Genomic DNA, 19,170 nt, shown 5'->3' on the forward strand with positions numbered 1-19,170 from the left:
CCTATAGTTCGATACCTGTTTGCTCCAGCAACCAGAATAAAAGCGTGATGAAAAGGACGCTGTTTACCAGACTTCCCCAGGTCGACAGCAGGTCAGTTTCCATAGTCAGGCACCCCATATAGACCATCGGGAGCCACAAAACGATGGATGGAATGAGGGTTGCCAAACGGAAGGAAAATCGAAAGAAGCCGCCCAGCAGCAAACCGTAGGCCAGTGCAAACAGGATACCGCCGTAACCGAAATTCACGTACCCCTCGCCCACGGGTGACAGATTGATGCTGGTATTGGCAAACTGGGGAAGCGTCGTAAATCGCCGGATATTCTCGTAACCGCCCGTTTGTGGTTTACCCGTCCAGATGAATCGGGGAATAAACGGATAAACGAGTGAGAGCAGCACCTCGCCCTTAGCGTAGTCTTCATGGATGGGTACTTTATTCATCGCATTACCGATAATGATGCCCTGATTGAAGCGCACAAAAGCTGTGTAGAGATGGAACACGTTCAGCAGCTTTGCCGGATGGCTCACCCGATCCGTCAACAGCGTAGCCATCAGCCCCGCATCGGCCGTGCGTTCGTTTTTTGTATAACCCCAGGTCTGGTAACGGTACTCACGTTTGACCGACTGAACCAACAGCAAAAACGCGAAGGCCAGACCAATGGTCATGGCTTTTGTGCGCAGCGTTGGGGGAGCTGGCAGACTGGTCGAGAGCAACAATACAGCCGCCAGAAGCCAGAAGAACAGGTCGTTGAAGGTTCCCGTCACGACGGTATGCAGCAGGAGTAAACTAACAACGCACACGCTCTGACCTTTCCAAAAGGGGCTTTGGCTATAAAAGCTATAGAAGACGCTGGTCAGTAAACAATACGCAGGCAGCGTTCCCAGAAAAGCAGGTAGATTCGGTAGGCTCATTTTTAACAGGAACCCGACCAGCCCGATACTGAATAGTGCCACTCCGGCTCCCGGTCGGTGTTTCAGGTGATCAGCCGCTTTGAACAGGTATTCTTTATGCGATAGCGCGTCCGGTTGGCTGGCAACCCCCTGTAGTCCCGCATAGAAGGCCAGGCAGGCTGGCAGGGCGTAGCTGAAATAAGTAGTGGATTCGAGGGGCATGGAGGTCGGTACGAGCCAGTAGGTAATGGCCGGCACGAACAGAATTTCTCCCGCTGCAATACTGCTGATACATTCGGGCAGGGCAATTTTGTGGCCAATATGGTGAATGAAGGTAAGGAACGTGTACACCGAAAAGGCCACGGCGAAGGCCTCGTAAAACGAACTGCCGACCAGCCCGATGGCGAGCGGAAAAACCATCAGACTAAGGAGCAGTCGTTTCATAAGGAACCCATTTATTCGTTTATCGAACGCTTTAAACCGGACGTTTTATCCGCAACCAGGGCACTGAATCTCCCCGCGATGTTTCCCTGCTGGAGGAGTACGGACAAAACACCCAGCAACAAACCGGTTCCGGCAAACAGCAGTACGGTAAGGATTCGTTTGGGTGATGTTCGTTTGAGGGGAACGGCAGGTGGTTCGAGCACTTTGAAAATGGGCGTTCGTTCCTGCACTTTCAGTTTTGCCTGCTCCAGCTGACGCGATAATTCGGTGTAGACGGTCTGGGCAATGGTCAGTTCCGCTTCCATCCGCTGCCGGTCCATCGTGGCCGACAGCATCACCAGATTTTTGTGATTATCGTTGTAGTGGAACACGTTGTACTGCGCTTTCTGGTAGCGTCTTCGCACTTCAGTTACCCGATTAGTATAGAAGGTCAGGTCCTGCCGGACTTTTTCGGTCCGGTAGTTCGTAACATACGTTGTCAGGTAAGTCATGGCTAACTGCGTTACGCTGGCAGCCACGTAGGAATCGGGCATCTGCGCCGTAATGGTAATCAGCCCCGACCGGGCATCGAGTCGGGCGCTGACCCGCTCCATAATATCCTCGGCCAGGTCCTGCTGTTGGGTGGATAGCTGCAAGGCGCCGGATGGCCCCTTTACCAACGTTTGTGGCTTTGTTTCGAATCGGAAAAACGATAGTAGTTTTCTGAATGACCAGCCGGAGGTGCCCGTTAACAGAAAAGACCCTACCGTTTGCCGGGTACCGGTCGTGGTGGTAACGGGCTGGTCAATCAGGTAGAGGATAAAGGGGGTACTTTGTAACACATTCGGGTATAAGTCAGGCCGGATGGCGTCCATCCCTTCAGCGTCCGAAAAGTCAATGTCGGTCAGGCCCGCTACGGACGATAGTCGTTTGAACAGGTCGTTGGCCCCACCGTTCATTTCGGGCATGACGCGGGCTTCTGATCGAAATTCCGGTTGTTGCATCAAGGCTACTACAACACCCAGAATCGCACCTGAAACAACCAGCCAGATAACCCGAACGCGGGCCTGCCAAACCAATCGGAGTAGCACATCAGCCGGTAAGAATAACCGATGAGGTATGTCCGTTTGTTTTGTCATCCGAAAAAAGAAGGTTGGCGGTGAAGGTGGGTAGTAGCAACAAAAGACTATAAGACGAAGTAATATGAAAAAAGTATCCCGAATAGTGAAATCTGGACATTTTTTTCTTTGTATGTGCCTGTTAAGGTAACCGCAAAGCACGCTAAGGCAGAAACGCAAAGCGTGCTAAGGAGCTATCTACGCCAGCAATAATACGCTTACCTTTTCGCTACAGCCGTTGCATAAACCGGGGGATAACGGCGTTTTTCCAGGCGACAAACGTACCGGCCTCAATATGCGCTTTTGCCTGCCGGACGAGCCACAGATAAAACGTCAGGTTTTGCAGACTCGCAACCTGACCGCTCAGTAATTCATCGGCTTTGAAGAGATGGCGGAGATACGCTTTTGAATAGAACGTACTAGCGTAACCGCCCAGCGTAGGGTCGATGGGGCTAAAGTCCTTACTCCACTTTTCGTTCTTGATGTTGATAATCCCTTCCGTAGTGAAGAGAAGCCCATGCCGGGCGTTGCGCGTCGGCATCACACAGTCGAACATATCCACGCCCAGCGCAATCGCTTCCAGAATATTGGCGGGTGTGCCCACGCCCATCAGGTACCGGGGTTTGTCGGCGGGCAGAATACTGTTGACCAGCTCAATCGTAGTATACATTTCCTCGGCGGGTTCGCCCACGGCCAGCCCACCGATGGCGTTCCCTTCCCGGCCTTTGCTGGCAATCATTTCTGCCGACTGTCGGCGCAGGTCGGCGTAGGTGCTGCCCTGTACGATAGGAAACAGCGTTTGTTGATAACCGTAATGCGGCTCGGTCGTATCGAACCTGTCAATGCACCGGTCAAGCCAGCGGTGGGTCATCTCCATCGACCGGCGGGCGTACTCGTAGTCGCAGGGGTAGGGCGTGCATTCATCGAACGCCATTATAATGTCGGCCCCGATGGTGCGCTGAATATCCATCACCCCTTCGGGCGTAAACGTGTGTTTGGAGCCGTCGATGTGCGATTTGAACGTAACGCCCTCCTCCTTGATCTTGCGGGTATTGGACAGGGAGTACACCTGATAACCACCCGAATCGGTCAGGATAGGCCGTTTCCAGCCGTTGAAGCCATGCAGTCCACCCGCCAATTGCAAAATATCCAGCCCAGGCCGTAGATAAAGGTGATAGGTATTGCCCAGAATAATGTCGGCGTTGATGTCGGTTTCGAGTTCACGCTGGTGAACGGCCTTCACCGTTCCCGCCGTTCCGACCGGCATGAAAATGGGCGTTTGAATGGTGCCATGTTCCGTCGTCAGCGTTCCCGTCCGGGCTTTCGACTGGGGGTCATGGGCAGTAATCGAAAAGTTCATTCGGCAAAGATAAGGCGAAAAGATAGTAGGGGAGAGGAGAAAATAGCGCTTTACCCGTTGTGCTGTCCCTTGCTATGACTGTTCCCTGCCATCCTTTTTCCCTTTTCCTGCTATCTTTGTTGCCGCATTAAAAATCAGCGCGTTAGCGGCTGTCCTCTCTCCTTGGTGATTATAGTATTACTGATAACCTGGCTACTTGTAGTCGGTATTCAGCTGGTTTACATTTTATTTATCTATTCCCGAACGGCCCTGTATCGGCAGCCTGAACCGAACGAACAGGTCAGGGATTTTTTGCCGAACGAGTCTTCGTCGGGTGTTTCCATCGTTGTTTGTGCCCGCAATGAAATTGACAATTTAACGGAACTGCTGCCCCTGCTGAATGCACAGTGTTACCCCGATTTTGAGGTGCTGGTAATGGATGACCGCTCCACCGATGGAACGGGAGTATTCCTGGAAAAGGATATTGCCCACCTGGAGCGGGTCCGGTTCATTCGCATCGACAAGGAATATGAGCATATAACCCCCAAGAAATACGCCCTGACCATCGCCCTGAAAAAAGTGAAATACCCTACCGTTCTGCTTACGGATGCCGATTGCCGCCCAGCGTCGGATGGCTGGCTGAAGGGTATGGTTGCACCACTGGCCGATAAGGAGAAAGTGATCGGGCTGGGATTCTCGCCGTATGAGCGTCGGCCTGGTTTTTTGAACCGGCTCATCCGGTTCGAAACCCTGTTTACCGCCGTGCAGTATTTTTCACTGGCACTGGCCGGCCGGCCGTATATGGGGGTTGGTCGAAACCTGACCTACCGGACCCGTGTGTTTTTTGCCAATCAGGGCTTCTATCGGCACAAGAACGTCGTTGGTGGCGACGATGATCTGTTTGTCAACGAGGTCGCTACGGGGAAAAACACGGGCATTTGCCTGGATCCGGATACGTTTATGTGGTCGAAACCCAAAGAGACCTGGCCGGAGTGGCGGCTACAGAAACAGCGACACCTGAACGTCGGGAAATATTACAAGGCAGGAAACAAACTACGGCTCGCTCTGCTTACCGGCTCACACGTGCTGACGTGGGCGCTAACGCTGGTAGTCGGACTGGTTGTGCCGGTGGCGACCCTACTGGGCTATTCATTTACCCCGACAGAATGGTTACTTTTGCTGGCCGGATTGGTGGCGTTTACGGTTCGTCTGCTCCTGTTTTGGGGCATTGTCGGGCGAATCAGTTTTCGGTTGGCGCATACGGTACACTGGGCCGTTATGCCGTATATGGACGTGGTGCTGGCCGGGTATTATGCCTTCGCCGGTATAAAGACCCTGTTCACCAAACCACAAAAACGCATTTACTGGCGATAATTTAGTGAAGAGTGTAGAATGAAAAGTGAAGAATAGCCATTGCTTTTTTATTCATCATTCATCACTCTTCATTCTACACTTTTCAAAATGGACCTTATCTTAAAATACTTCCCGAACCTGACCGACGAGCAAAAGGAACGCTTTGCCGCGCTGGACGGGCTTTACCGCGACTGGAACGCGAAAATCAACGTGATTTCACGGCAGGACATCGACGCCCTCTACGAAAAACACGTGCTCCACTCGCTGAGTATCGCTAAAATCGTGAACTTCAAACCCGGAACCGAAATACTGGATGTGGGAACGGGGGGCGGTTTTCCGGGTATTCCACTGGCTATTCTCTTTCCGATGGTCGATTTTCACCTGGTCGACAGCATTGGTAAAAAGATAAAAGTGGTACAGGAGGTGGCCAATGCGCTAGGTTTACAGAACGTGAAGGCTGAACAGACCCGCGTGGAGCAACTGAGCACGACCTACGATTTTGTGGTAAGCCGGGCCGTAACGCGGCTGAAGCCTTTTTTGGGCTGGATGCGGTATAAAATTCATAAGTCGGGTAACAATGACCGCCCCAACGGGGTTCTGTACCTGAAAGGGGGCGACCTCGGCGAAGAGCTGTCCGAAGTAACGGACCGGTACCGGGTGTACGACCTGTCAGACTATTTTGACGAGCCTTTTTTTGAAACCAAGAAAGTAATTTATTTGCCTAAAAAATAGTAGTAGGAGCGAGGAGTGAGGAGTGAGGAGTTGCTGACGCACCAGCAAAAAATTGTTGTGCGTCAGCAACTCCTCACTCCTCGCTCCTCACTCCCAATACTCCCAATCCTATGCCTAACGAGAAATTTCAAAGCAGCAGTTTTAAAGACCCTATCCGGCGCGATGAGGTCGAGTTTACCGAGAAGGGAGTTACCTTCCGCGAGAAGAAACTTATTGGCGGCACCGACAATTTCGTTTTCTACTCCGACATTTCCGGGGTCGAGATTGACAACGGACTGTTCTTTGCTACGGTACGGGTTATTCCCCGCGCCCGGCCTCAGATCGTGCTGAACAACTTCACCAAGGGCGATGCCCGGCGTATCAAAGACCTGATTTTGCAAAACGTGCCTCATTACGGTGGTGACCCCACCGCAACGCCGGGTCGTTTTTAGACACTATTTTTTTTGCCGGGTTCTTGCGTAGTATCGTGTTTCACCTTACTTTTGCACCACAATAACCGATAACACTCCCGAATAGCTCAGTCGGTTAGAGCATCTGACTGTTAATCAGAGGGTCGCTGGTTCGAGCCCAGCTTCGGGAGCCCTGATTGTCAACCACTTACATCTATTATGATGTAAGTGGTTTTTTGTTGTGATACACAATTTGATACACAATTCGCATTCCTATTCCTTGAGCCAGCCGTAAACATATGAACACTCAGGCTACTTGCATAGTAGGTAACCTTGTTATACTATACCCAAGAACATACCAACCTGCTGAGTTTCTAAACCAATAAATAGTCCTAGAAACTTTGCAGGTTGGTATTCGAAGCAGAATGTGGCGAGATTAATGCTAAATGTGTCACTTAATGGGCTAAAAAGCTATTACACTTAATCGAGGGTGGCTGTTTCACAATTAATATCAACCTGTATAGGCCAGTTACTACTACCGAAATGGGTTTTATAAGTGTAATCTGTTTTTAATGAAGCGAGTCAGAACAGAAGGCATTGTACTTGTAAACCAAGACTGTTCCAGTTGTGCAACAACCACGTCCGTGAGAGTGTTCAGTAAAGTGTGTCAAAAGGGCTTTCTTATAAAAATCGTTTAGATCAAAACCAACCATCGTAGACAGGGAGGCAGCACCTAATCACTGATTTTAGTTACGCTTAACAAGCCATTTGACTTATCAAACAGTTCAGGGCTTTCTTATAAAAACTCACGAGGGCTCTTAAGTATACGAAATAAGCATTAAACTTGCGTTAAATATTTTAGATTTATCCACCTTATGGATTAAACTTGTTGCCAAACAGGACTACATTGGATTGTTGATGCCCAATAACTGGCCTAAAGTGGCCGAATTTGGCTAAGAGATTTTTTATAAGAAAGCCCTGTCAAACAGTTAGAATGGGCGAGCGTAAAGATGTTTTATAGAATATTTTGTGTACTTGTAAGGGTTGTTCATTTTTTATAAGAAAGCCCTGTATGTGAGTATAATGTAATGATGACAAGATAAATATTGGATTTGGCTCTTAATTAAAAATGTAGCAGTGATGAATTACAGTGATAAAATAAAAGAGTCTAGGAATAAAGCTTACGAACATACTACAGCTACAAAAATTCTTGACTCCCTAGGTAAACTTAGAAAGTTTGCTACCGATAGCAGTAGACGTAGATGGATTTGGGAATTAATTCAGAATGCAAAGGACGTTTCATTTACAAACAAACAAGTTGATATTTTGATTGATTATGTTGTAAATGAAGAACAATCCGAATTAAAATTTAGCCATAATGGTCGACCTTTTTCATTAGATAACATAACTTTTTTAATTGAACAGGTTTCCACGAAGGATAGAAATATAACGGATAATGCTATTCAAACTACGGGTAAATTTGGAACAGGTTTTCTTTCAACTCATTTATTATCAGAAAAAGTTATAATAGATGGTGTAATAAATGAGAATGGATTGCCCATACAAAAATTCAATTTATTACTAGATAGATCAGGTCGAAGTATTGAAGAGATTAGTACTAGTGTTAATAATGCAATAAAACTTTTAGACAATTTAGATTCGCAGCCAACCTTCAATGAATATAACCAGGAAAATTTAAATACAGCATTTACTTACATTTTAGAAGGAAAAGGTATAGAAGTTGCAAATTCTGGTATAAATGATTTAGGAGCATCTCTTCCTTTTACACTTGCTTTTCAGCCGAAGATAAAATCCGTAAAAATTACAAGTAAAGATGTGATTTATGAAGTTGTTTCAGAAGCTGAAGAATTTAAAGGTCCAATACGTATTATTACTATTAGAAAAACTTATGCTGATAGGCAAGAAGATGTAAGAATAGCAACATTAACTTCTGAGTTTACAATAATCGCAATTGAAATTTATTATAAAGATGATGAAATATACTTAAAGGAATTTGATGAAATGTTGCCTAGGTTATTTTGTGATTTCCCTTTGATTGGATCAGAAAATTTTTATTTTCCAACTGTTATTCAAAATCGCAATTTCAGCCCTACTGAACCCAGAGATGGAATAGAATTAACCGATAATGAAGACCCTGATATAGAACAGAATAAGTTAATACTTACAGAGGCAGTTTTACTTTATTCAAATTTACTAGAATTCGCAGTACAAAATAAATGGCAGAATTTATATTGCCTTGCTCAATTCTTTGAACCAAAAGAGAAAGAATGGTTATCAATCAAATGGTATAAAGAGCATGTTTTTGAGAAATTAAGACAGGTACTTATATACAAACCTATCGTAACTACTACAACCGGGGATAATTTATCGATAAAAATAAATAGCTTGGGATCAGGTTCAGAGCATTTTGGTATTTACTTTCCTTATTCAGATATTGAAGACTGTAGAGAAAGAATAGGAGAAATAACAAGTGAGTGGTTTCCAAACAAGATTCCTGCAAAAAAAGATATAGATAAGTGGTACACAATTAATAAACCTTGGGAAGATTATTTTAAATTTTCCCTGGAGGTCATAGCCAACAGCATTGGTTCAAGGAATAATATTGAAAAACTTAGCATCGAGTTTTCAAAATCAATTGAGGAAACATGCTTATGGCTTAATAAAGTTTATGCTTTAATATATCAATATAACAGTGATAATATATTTAATAAATATAAATTTATACCGAATCAAAATGGAACATTTATTAAAACTTTAGATCTGCGAATAGATCTAGATATTGATTTTGAGTTAAAAAATATTCTTAAGGTTCTTAACAAGGATTGGAATGACTTTTTATTAAATAGTTTAATAATATTACCAGAGGGAATAGTAAACGGAGTCAAGAGTCAGCAAAACGTCATTGATGAAATAAATACTACATTAACTAATGATAAAACTACTAATGCTTTAGATGCTGCTTATATTTTAATAAGTTGTTTCTCAAACGATCCAGGTTTTCCGAAAGAGCGCAATCAATTATACCAATTTTCTAAAGATTTACTGAAAGATAATATACCTGAAAAAAAACTAATTACTAACTGGAATAAAACTATCTGGGAAATAGGAGATAAATTTGTTATAAAGCAGATTATTGCGACTATATCGGCCCAGAGGAACGTTGAAAACTTATATAATTTGTTGCTGATTGATAATACGATTAAATGGCTAAATAGCTTCATTAAATTTTTATTGGAAAGCGATTTAGATAGTCAATTGAACCTAAAGAAAAATCCTATATTGCCAAACCAAAATGGAGTTTTTAAAATTAAAGATGATCTATTTTTAGACGATGGAGGTATTGACGAAATTTTAAAAAATATTTGTATAGAATTAGGATACGATTCACGCGATTCATTATTAGATAAATCCATATATTTGGAATTACCCGACAACCGAGTAAGGCATTCTATAGATTTAGCTAAAGAAATTATTGAGCGTGTAAAACCCTTACTTACAGAAATAAATCGCTCATTATTTACAAAGCAGGCATTTCAAAATCTTTATAGTTGGTTTTCAAGCAATGCCACACTTGCTGAAACAATATTTGGTGATCTTTATATAAATCGCCATAAACTTATAAGCGATGACGATATAGTTAGAATGGTTCGCCAAAACCAAGAACTAGAGAATTTTTTCAAAGAAGAAAATATTTCGAACTTGTCAGAATTAAAAGCTATACTTTTAGCATCTAGACAAGCAAAAGAAAACTTAGAAAAAGAATCATCTTCAATTAAACCTAGTGTTCTATCGGTCGACGATATTTTAAGTACATTAGGAATTGGATCAGAAGAAAGGTTGAGAGAATTTTTAAAAGATACTGATACCTCTAACGAATATACTATTAGTATGCAATCAGGTTTAGAACGTCTTGAGTTTGTTAAGCAGATTATTGAAGAAGCAAAAAAAGCCGTTTGGTTGCGCTTAAGCAAGGAGCCAGATTATGATATAACTACCTGGAACCCTATACAAGATACTGTTATTGATGGTGTAAAATATAAGACTAAGAAAATTTTCTTAGTTATTCGGCCTGCTATCAATGGTATGATTTATTTTTATTACAAAGAAGAATATCAAGCGCTGGATATACCGGAAACTCAATTATGGATTCATGAAGGTGGTGATGAAGTAAGTCAAATTTCTATAGGTACTCTTCTAGATTGGGTGAATAAAAGAAGAGTAATTATATACGATAGAATTTTTAATTAGATAATCATATCTAGCAGGGCTTTCTCATAAAATAGACAAGTAAACTAAGCGCTAATAACGTGTTGGGGAATTGAGAAAGGTTGAGAGTCGTGCCAACTTTGTGGTCGCCAAACTACAGAGTCATCACTAAACAGTGGAAGTCACTGACCGACCCTCAATGGGCCGCAATTTCGCCTTTCTTTGACCTAAAACGAAAGCGTAAACACGATTTGCCTCAGATTATCAACTGCATTCTCTGGCTCCTACGAACTGGTTGCCAGTGGCGGAATCTGCCTGATGCATGGCCACATTGGCAAGCGGTTTACTACTATTTCGACCGTTGGAAAACAGATGATCTCTTTGAGAGAATCAACGCAACGCTTAATGAAATGGACCGCAAACGAGTAGGCAGAATGGGTAAACCTTCATTGATATGCATTGACTTCCAAAGCGTTAAGCTAAGTCCAATGATTAATGAGGAGCGCGGTCTTGACCCTAACAAACGAGTCAATGGCCGCAAACGACAGTTCGTCGTTGATACTGAGGGCCGCCTTTGGGTCGCTCATGTACACGCGGCTAATGAAGCGGACGGTCCCACTGGTTGCACCATGGTGAGCAGCATTATGTGGCGAGTTGGTGAGAGGTTGGAGAAGCTTTATGGTGATCAAGCTTACAATGGTGTGTTTGCCGAAGAATTAGCTCGATGGAGTATCGACTTTGAGAAGGCAGCACGACCTGAATCAAGTTTAGGCTTTGTGCCAGTAGCCAAGCGGTGGGTCGTCGAACGGAGTATTGCCTGGACTAATTTCTTTCGCCGGATTATCAAAGACTACGAGTATACAGTATCATCTTCGGTAAACTGGCTTTATTTAGCTAATATTCAGATTATGCTGCAACGAATTCCTTGACCGACAAAAGATAATTACCAAACACGCTCTAAACTTAACTGGGGTTGATGTAATGGACCTAGTGAGGCTGTCTTCTATTGTGGAGACGAGAATGTTATACCCATGTTTGAAGTAAGACCAAATATGGGCGATTACTTAGTATTAGGACAATACAGGCATCCACATTTAGACAAAATCAAATTAACAATTCCTGTAATCGGTGTGGAGCAGGTTGTATCTTCACTCAATCACCGGGAGTCATCAAATTCGCTAACTAGCATATTAGCAGATGACATGCATTACAAGGAAGATATTAATCTCGAGACGAAATCTATCGATCAGTGTTTTGCTAACTGGTTTACTCAAGTTGTTGACAATTCCTGTGAGCAGTATTATAAGCTCGCAACGGCACTCTATCAGGCTTTCACTAAAAATGCTACCTTAGGAGAAGAAAAAGAATTGTTCAGTGGATTAATGTATCCTAGTGTTGCCAGCGATATTACAGGTGTAAATATTGCTCTTGAGCCAATTTTTGTAGATAATCACCTTAAGCTATGGCAAGCTATTATGTATAAAGTTGAAAGTATTGACTTGCAAAACACATACTTTTGCTTACAACCTATAAAAGACTTGTCGGGAATTTATAAGAATGGCAAACTAGAATGGAAAAGCTCCGATATGAAAGATAGACGATTAATATTTGAGCCTAATACACCTACTCTCCATTCAGACCTGCCAGAGAATTACTTGAACACAATGAGCGTATATAAATAAATCACATCATTTGTCTTTTTGAGGCATTGGAACACGTTTTTTAGGATATCATCGCCTACTACAGTTTCAAACACAATCAAGCATTACATACCATTTTAGATTCTATCATATTTAATTTCCATCATCCACGAACCCTTGTCAACTCAATAAATACTTTTTTTGTATGAATTATATCTGGTTACTATCTCTATTTTCACTCGGCTATTTCATCTTCAAATTAGTGCCCAATGATGGTGGAATATCTTATCGTAAAGTAGTAGGCGCATATATTTTATGGGCCTTTGTTAATTTAATTATGTGGCTGATGGCTGATGGAGATGGTAGTGAATTTTGGCCTTTTGATGGTTTTAGATATGTTGATAATTATGATGTAAGTGAGTTTGCAGTTTATGTTCTTGGACCAGTTGTCTGTAACTATGCTCGCAACTGGATGAGGAACCCTAATTCTAGCAACAGTCAAATATTAAATAGTGAGACTGAAAATTATGATCGAAAACGTGTGAGTCTCATATTTTATATGAAAGCCAGACAGAAGTTCAGTGAGCAAAGCAGAACTATTTACTTTGATAAAATGCAAGAGGTGTTCCAGAGTATAGATGCTTACAATACAGATTATACTTTACCACTCCGAGAGGTTCTCAATGTAATCTATGACCGCATTGGGGGGTATCAACCAACTTTTGCCGATTTGATGAACATTGATTCTGTCCATCAAAATTTCTTAATGGAGTATTCAAGGGATAATAAACAGGTGTGTGACCAAATCTTATTATATCAGGTAGTGGTGGTGAAGAAAGAATTGGATGCTATAATTATTCAGGCAACAAATGAATGGAAGTTAGCAAAGAGCAATGTCCATGTCAATACGATGAATGATATAAGTCAATATCTGGATAGAGTCAAAGATATGTTGATGAGCAAGTACTTAGTCGTCAAATCATAGAATTGTATTATCTACCTTTTGCAGGGTTTTCTTATAAAACAGCTTCGAGCTTCATGAACTGGAGAAGTGACGAAACATCGTCGGCAAAATCGTCTAGTTGAGCGGCCATGTTCTTAGGCTTTAATCAATGTAGTAGGTTCATCGTCAATGTCCTAAGACTGCTGACCAGACGATTTACTCCACTTTTCCCACTTCGAAGCACATCTTCAGACAAAACTACATCCCGTCGGTAATGCATCGTCTCCACCCGCCAATGACCTCGGATAGCCCCGAATAATTCCGCTCCGTAGGCCGCCGTAAGCACGGCTACATTACTCAAATAATAACTGATCTCTTCGGTAATCGCCCCACCTGCTAAGGCCTGTCGACTTCGCTTGACCCAAATCAGCGTTTGAAAGCCTGCCGCCCGCCAGCGTGGGGCAAAACTAGCCTTGGCTAAACTGAAGCCCTTATACTGCCTCTGTTCCAGTCGGCCATGTCCTCGCTCCCAGTCCGATGTAGTTTCGCAGATCGGTATATCAACAAGACAAAGGCAGATACAGTGACGATACAGCATGGCCTGATTGGCTTTGAGGCCTACCAGATAACCACCTGATGATGCATGAATAGCGTTAATAGTCAATGGGCTAAGGTGAAGAGCGTCCAGGCTGAGATGCTGACTGGTTAAGCCCTTATCAGTCAACAACTGCCGGACGACGAGTTTTTCACTCTCTTTCTTTCCACTGTAATAGGCTTGGGCCACAACGGCTTCGCTCGTCTGGACTACCACCGATACGCAGGCCTCACCACGGGTCTGGCCACTTCTAATACTACCTCGGAGGTCTTTGCCGTCGACGGCTAACCAAACCCCTTCCAGGGCAGGCAGATCAAGGCCAAACCACTCAAAAAGTAAGTTGGCAAAGAGTACTGAGTCTACTTTGACCAGCACCAGTGGTAGTTGTGCCCGTGAAACGGCCGTGGGCTGGGTAGAGACTGTAGCTTGGCAAAGCAGGGAAAAATGATGGACCATATGGCGCCGGGTGGCTGGTGCCATGCAGTTGGGATAGTGAGCCATCTCGCCCACAGCACAAAGCGCAGGTCAAACCGGACAATATCAAGGCGATAGGATGTTTTTTACCTCGATTGTCGCGGTTGTTTAGTGCAGGCGTTTGATGAAGAAGCTGGTAAAAAGCTGTAGTTTTAGCCCTGCAAGGAGTAGCGGTAATGGTTTTGTAGTCTAAGCAACCACAAAGGTAAGGCTACCTGCTCCTTGCCGTTTTTATAAGAAAGTCCTGTATACTGAGGTAAACGATTACCAAAAAGAACACTTGAGATTTTCATTCAACAGTACATTAAAGTCGTTAATTATACCTGTATTCTGTTTTTTATTATGGTTTACTTATAAAAATAGTAGTTCTTCGAGAAGACTAATTGAAAATAGCAATCTTGCTTAGAAAAGCGAAGATATTATTAATATCTTTAGTGATCCCAGTCTTAAATCTAAAGTTATTGGTCGTGTTATGAAAGGAACATCTTTCAGTTCTTTAAAAGAAACGAAATGCTTTAATAAAGTAGATATTATTGATAGAGAAGGGAATCTAAAGAGAGATTATTTACAGAAATCTAAATTGAAGATAGAAAAATAATATAATTTCTAAAGGAATGACTATGTTCTGTTTACCCACATATTTAAATCTTGTTTGTACTAACTTTCGCTTCGCGGATTCAAGATTAAATTGAAAAATTATGAGACATCACCTCTACTTTACCTTACTTTATGTGTCTATGGGCATACTCCCATCTTCTTGTAATAAAGTACTTAATTACATTAAGGATTTTGTAAAAACAAATAATAGTGAAGTAAATATAGTTAAAGCTTATAAGCCTTACAGGGTAACCGGCGTTGATTTAACCTTAGAGGAGGCATTTACTAGATTAATAGGAGTAAAAGGAGAGATATCTTGGAAATCATTTAAGCCTAAAGATTTTGTGGACAGGCCGGAAATTATTATGGTTCAAATAGACATGAAAACTAATAGATCTGATAGTAAACCCGAAAAGCTACTTATTCAATATTTAGTTAATAAAAACTCTAAGAGTGTAGAGTTTTATGCCGCAGAGAAAAACGGAAAACCTATTGAAAAAGTCATGGTTGATTTAAGCATAATAGGAACTCAATTTCCATTATAGAATGACGAAAGTGACGGCCTTGAATACAACATTTTTTATAAAATACAATGAGGATGTGTCATTATAGGAAGTATCTTTCTTTTACGTAAGATACAATTTTAAGAATTATATAAAAGGTATTAGTTTTTGGTTGTTAAATTAAATTTAAGAAGAACCAATCATGAAAACTTTGAAAACTATAAGCATTGAAGTAAAAGCTTCCTGCTTTATTTATCTCTTCTATAACTTTAGTTCTAACCAATTTTTGATAATTATCTTTTTTTCTTATTTCTATATGAATGAATTTTTCATTGAAAATGGCCACGATATCGCCTAACTCAAGTCGAATATTTTTATCTGTCCATCCTACATAAGAACGATAACGATTTGTTGAATTTATAGACACAGCTAATCCACCTGACATATTAATATAGTCCGTAATGCATTTCGTTAGCCCATAATTAGTAGAGTCATTATATGTATATGGTTTTTGCTTTAACGTAGTAAAATGAATTTTTTCTTGCTGTGAAATTCTCAATTCATTTAGGATAATGAGAGCATTAGATATCTTTTCCTTTTGACATTTACTCATTCTATTCATTCTGTTAATTAAAAAGAATATTTTATGTATTAAGAATAAAGAAAGATCAAATATACTCTTAATATATAAAATATTCTTCATGCTAGCTTATAAAAGATGAAAAGGAAGACACCCAAATTTAAATAGAAATGAAATCAAAATGGCTCGTAATTTAACAAATAATCAGCTACATCTAAACCCTGTTCATGAGCTTCTAGTATTGCTTCCTGCTCCAGCAAATCAGAGACCATGAAATTAAACCTTTTCGCTATCAAATTCCACTGTGCAAAAGTGCTGCCATCAGGTGAAAGATCAGGCCATAACACAACATGACGATTTTTCAAAACCTGACATTTTTCATCTGTTAATCCTTTGCTACCTCCACTGGCTAGCCAGATGAATTGTGGCAGGTATACACTAGCTATCAAAGCCGTTTTTTCACTTTCAACCACTGAAACGGGTTTATCTGGGTATTCTCCTAACAGGTGTTCGCCAAAAAAGCATTGTTTCAAATTGAAATCCTTCAAGCTCCAGATGGAATGAACCCAATTAATCGCTGGATTACTTCCATTGACCTTTATACGTCTACCTGTCTGTTCACTGTATCCAATTATTTTACCCCCTCGTATTTGACCCTGTTTGTCAATTTGATAGAAAACAGCATCTCCATTAGACATAGTGCCAATTAAGTACTGCTGCCGTAATTTGAGCATTCTGTCTTTACTCAACTTGTTTTGAAAGAAGTTTAAAAGGGCGTTGTTTTCATATGAAGAAAAAGTAGTATCAAATAATTCTTCAGGTACAGTACTAAATGCATTATTCATCGTGAGATTAGATTTGAGTGTTGAATCGTCTGAGTATTTAATGCTTGATTGATATTCATGAAGCCGAGTTTGATCGACATATTTTTTCCCTTCCTCATCTTCATGATATGGAGAAAGAAAGTAGCCACAACTATTTTCTCGATCACATCGTCCGTATTCTTCTGGTAATAATTCACCTGTTTTGTTATCTTCAAATCGTGAATACCGATAATTGGCCCCACACTCCGGGCAGGTGAATTTCCCACGTTTAGAGTTTAGTTGGAAACGATAATTTGAGTCTACCATAAAAAGTTTTTTTTGCTGCGTCACTTTCGTCACTATTAACATTTTTGTCATTAAACAATGCTATAGAGCGGTTAAATGTGAATGACGAAAGTGGTACAGACAGAATTTGTTTGAAGGAGAATGGAAGATTAACTTTCAGCAGTCACTGGTTTTTTCAAAAAGGCTTCTTGGCCCTTACTGGTACGCTTGAAACGTACACCCTGAGCTTCTAAACGTTTGAAAAAGTTGTTCCTAGAAACCGGCTTATTCCGGCACTCATGGCAATACTGCTCGTAATGAATGTACAGTTCCTTGACTGTAAGGTGTTCATGTGGATCCTGTGTGTAACCTTCTTCCTGTAAGAAAAGGGCAGTACTATCAGAATCTCGTCGGAACTGTTCTGTTTGAAGATTGACAGATTCCGAAACCGTGAACCTTTTTTGGGCTAATAAGCGCTGTGCCCCCTCAAGTACCCAGTTTAATATTCCCGGTAATTCTTGAGCAATGATGTTTTGAGCAAGTTGTTTGTCCTGTTCATCTTCAGGAATAGTGACCAGAAACGGAATAATAATGAACCGACGATAATAGCCTTCCGACTGTTCAACCTGCTTGGGCAGCTCATTTGTATTGAACATCAAGCGAGCGTAATTGCTTACCGTATAAGGTTCCTTGTACAATTGCCTGGCTTCAATGGGCTCTCCTGACGCAAGTTGTTTGAATAAGTCGGTTTCTAGGCCCGCACTTAATTCGGTAGAATAATTCAAAAGCTTACCTGAAAGCCGAGCACGGTATTGCCCAACAGAATCACACAAATTACGTAGAGAGATACAGGTAATATTATTGGAACCAAGTAGCGCGAAAATAATATCGAAGAAGACGGACTTTCCATTTGCACCAGTTCCATGAAGAATCAGGCACTTTTCTAGCTTCAGCAATGTGGTGGGCATAAAAACCCACCCTATAAATTCAGCGAGTACTTTCTGAAGGTCTTCATCCGGCAGAACTTCCTGAAGAAACTGTTTAAAACGAGGGCAATCAGCTTGCGGGTCATAATCGAAGGACAATAGATAAGTTTGAAAATCATTTGCCTCATGACCCCTTTTTCGGACTTTCCCATTATTGATTTCCAAGGTTCCATTTAGCAAATTTATTAGTGTAGTTCCAACAGAAGTTGCTGGTGCCGGTAGTGGCGAAGAGACAATAAACTGTTTGTAGAGGTGGTCAACAAACATATGGTCTTTACTGCGTATATCGTCCACCCCAAGTTTGGAGGCTGCTCTGCATAAGAATTGCCGTAACTCATCTCTGCTCCACCGAAGCCAATACTGACCATTGTATAAGTAAGCATAGCCATCATGTTGGCATAACCCCCAATTGTGTTGTTGAGCAAGTTTAGCGACCTGATCAATAACTAGTACATAAAGTACCACCAATGAAGTCTTTTCTTTATCCTCTAAACTAGCCAGTCTTCGGAAGTCAACTGGCTGGATCGCATTTAAAAGTTGCTCCGTAACAACGGGGTGTTCAAAGGATAAGTTAACGGGCTTGCTTAACTCAGTGGCATGAGCATAGATTTCCTTATAGCTCACGCTTAACGGAGCTTGATTTTTATTCATACAAAAAAAGTTTAGTTATAAAGAGATATAATATAGTACTAGTGCCGCCTGAGAATTTCGAGAGCTTCTCAGGCTAGACATATCTCGAAAAGGTCGAATGACCTGCTTAGTAAAATGATTAGGGAAACCTGTATATCTAATCCAGTCAGGCTGATTCCCTTACATAGTCAAATTAATGATAAAGAATTACAAGTACGCGGCTAGAATTTTTTGACATTATCCTTGACTTTTATTTCTACGAATATCAAATTTTGTTGAATTAGCCAAAAATGTTTGCACTTCTTGAGCAACCTCATCCGTAGTTTGACGGCGTCCTTCTTGAATCCAAGCACGAAGATCTGATTCGACAAAGTAAAGTTTACCTGAGTTTTTCGGTTTACAAAAGGGAATTTTGTGCTGACTGACTAAATTATAAATTGTTGACCGGGCAAGTCCAGTTATACGCTGAGCTAATTCAATACCTCCGATAGAATTAATTGAGGTATTTTTCGGTAACGATACGGTTTTACAATTAGAGATTTCTTCCTGAAAAATCTCTCGAATTGAGCTGAGAAACTCTTTAAGCTCCATCCCGCTTAAGATAATTTGACTCATTTTTTCTGTCTTTTATTTCCACAAAACAAACATCAAAAAAAATGATCAC

16 protein-coding genes and 1 tRNA gene are annotated in these 19,170 nt (G+C 41.7%); 9 read left to right on the forward strand and 8 right to left on the reverse strand.

The features are described from left to right. Position 1 precedes the first annotated feature (1 nt). From B157_RS0104710 to tgt, 3 genes are all read right to left on the reverse strand, one after another. Entirely contained in the window at positions 2 to 1,333 is a 1,332-nt protein-coding gene (locus tag B157_RS0104710; protein ID WP_020602226.1) for a hypothetical protein, read from the reverse strand. A gap of 11 nt (positions 1,334 to 1,344) precedes the next feature. Beyond that, positions 1,345 to 2,451, reverse strand: a complete 1,107-nt coding sequence (locus B157_RS0104715; protein WP_020602227.1) for a GumC domain-containing protein — start codon at positions 2,449 to 2,451, stop codon at positions 1,345 to 1,347. 208 nt (positions 2,452 to 2,659) lie between these two features. Beyond that, entirely contained in the window at positions 2,660 to 3,790 is a 1,131-nt protein-coding gene (tgt, locus tag B157_RS0104720) for a tRNA guanosine(34) transglycosylase Tgt (protein ID WP_020602228.1), read from the reverse strand. Positions 3,791 to 3,952: 162 nt separating this feature from the next. Here tgt and B157_RS0104725 point away from each other — a divergent pair, with 162 nt between their 5' ends. From B157_RS0104725 to B157_RS0104760, 8 genes are all read left to right on the forward strand, one after another. Further along, positions 3,953 to 5,143, forward strand: coding sequence for a glycosyltransferase (locus tag B157_RS0104725; RefSeq protein ID WP_020602229.1), 1,191 nt, complete (start codon positions 3,953 to 3,955; stop codon positions 5,141 to 5,143). A gap of 87 nt (positions 5,144 to 5,230) precedes the next feature. Next, the gene (gene rsmG, locus B157_RS0104730; protein ID WP_020602230.1) at positions 5,231 to 5,854 is read left to right on the forward strand and encodes a 16S rRNA (guanine(527)-N(7))-methyltransferase RsmG; all 624 of its coding nucleotides are present in this window, start codon (positions 5,231 to 5,233) and stop codon (positions 5,852 to 5,854) included. A 110-nt stretch (positions 5,855 to 5,964) separates the two neighbouring features. Continuing rightward, positions 5,965 to 6,285, forward strand: a complete 321-nt coding sequence (locus tag B157_RS0104735; protein WP_020602231.1) for a PH domain-containing protein — start codon at positions 5,965 to 5,967, stop codon at positions 6,283 to 6,285. A gap of 75 nt (positions 6,286 to 6,360) precedes the next feature. Further along, positions 6,361 to 6,434: transfer RNA gene (locus B157_RS0104740), tRNA-Asn, on the forward strand. A gap of 949 nt (positions 6,435 to 7,383) precedes the next feature. Further along, positions 7,384 to 10,512, forward strand: coding sequence for a sacsin N-terminal ATP-binding-like domain-containing protein (locus B157_RS0104745; RefSeq protein WP_020602232.1), 3,129 nt, complete (start codon positions 7,384 to 7,386; stop codon positions 10,510 to 10,512). A gap of 122 nt (positions 10,513 to 10,634) precedes the next feature. Next, positions 10,635 to 11,399, forward strand: a complete 765-nt coding sequence (locus B157_RS0104750) for an IS5 family transposase (RefSeq protein WP_026308497.1) — start codon at positions 10,635 to 10,637, stop codon at positions 11,397 to 11,399. Between the two features lie 102 nt (positions 11,400 to 11,501). Continuing rightward, positions 11,502 to 12,152 (forward strand): hypothetical protein, encoded by a 651-nt coding sequence (locus B157_RS0104755; RefSeq protein WP_157618306.1) that lies wholly within the window; start codon positions 11,502 to 11,504, stop codon positions 12,150 to 12,152. Between the two features lie 163 nt (positions 12,153 to 12,315). Further along, positions 12,316 to 13,095: a hypothetical protein gene (locus B157_RS0104760; RefSeq protein ID WP_020602235.1), complete on the forward strand. Its 780-nt coding sequence runs from the start codon at positions 12,316 to 12,318 to the stop codon at positions 13,093 to 13,095. A 124-nt stretch (positions 13,096 to 13,219) separates the two neighbouring features. Here the strand turns inward: B157_RS0104760 and B157_RS34410 are convergent, their stop codons facing one another. After that, a complete protein-coding gene (locus B157_RS34410) occupies positions 13,220 to 14,128 on the reverse strand; it encodes an ISAs1 family transposase (protein ID WP_169521663.1) in 909 nt (302 codons plus the stop codon). Between the two features lie 692 nt (positions 14,129 to 14,820). On the opposite strand from B157_RS34410, the gene B157_RS0104770 reads away from it, so the two are divergent. Further along, the gene (locus B157_RS0104770; protein WP_020602237.1) at positions 14,821 to 15,264 is read left to right on the forward strand and encodes a hypothetical protein; all 444 of its coding nucleotides are present in this window, start codon (positions 14,821 to 14,823) and stop codon (positions 15,262 to 15,264) included. Positions 15,265 to 15,397: 133 nt separating this feature from the next. Here the strand turns inward: B157_RS0104770 and B157_RS0104775 are convergent, their stop codons facing one another. The 4 genes from B157_RS0104775 to B157_RS34425 form a co-directional block, all read right to left on the reverse strand. Then, positions 15,398 to 15,925: a hypothetical protein gene (locus tag B157_RS0104775; protein ID WP_020602238.1), complete on the reverse strand. Its 528-nt coding sequence runs from the start codon at positions 15,923 to 15,925 to the stop codon at positions 15,398 to 15,400. Between the two features lie 53 nt (positions 15,926 to 15,978). Next, positions 15,979 to 16,956, reverse strand: a complete 978-nt coding sequence (locus B157_RS34415) for a DUF6371 domain-containing protein (protein WP_169521665.1) — start codon at positions 16,954 to 16,956, stop codon at positions 15,979 to 15,981. A gap of 104 nt (positions 16,957 to 17,060) precedes the next feature. Next, positions 17,061 to 18,527, reverse strand: a complete 1,467-nt coding sequence (locus B157_RS34420; protein ID WP_020602241.1) for a DNA primase family protein — start codon at positions 18,525 to 18,527, stop codon at positions 17,061 to 17,063. 216 nt (positions 18,528 to 18,743) lie between these two features. After that, positions 18,744 to 19,121 (reverse strand): helix-turn-helix transcriptional regulator, encoded by a 378-nt coding sequence (locus B157_RS34425; protein WP_020602242.1) that lies wholly within the window; start codon positions 19,119 to 19,121, stop codon positions 18,744 to 18,746. Positions 19,122 to 19,170 lie beyond the last annotated feature (49 nt).

This window comes from Spirosoma spitsbergense DSM 19989, assembly GCF_000374085.1.
In the GTDB taxonomy this organism is placed as follows: domain Bacteria; phylum Bacteroidota; class Bacteroidia; order Cytophagales; family Spirosomataceae; genus Spirosoma; species Spirosoma spitsbergense.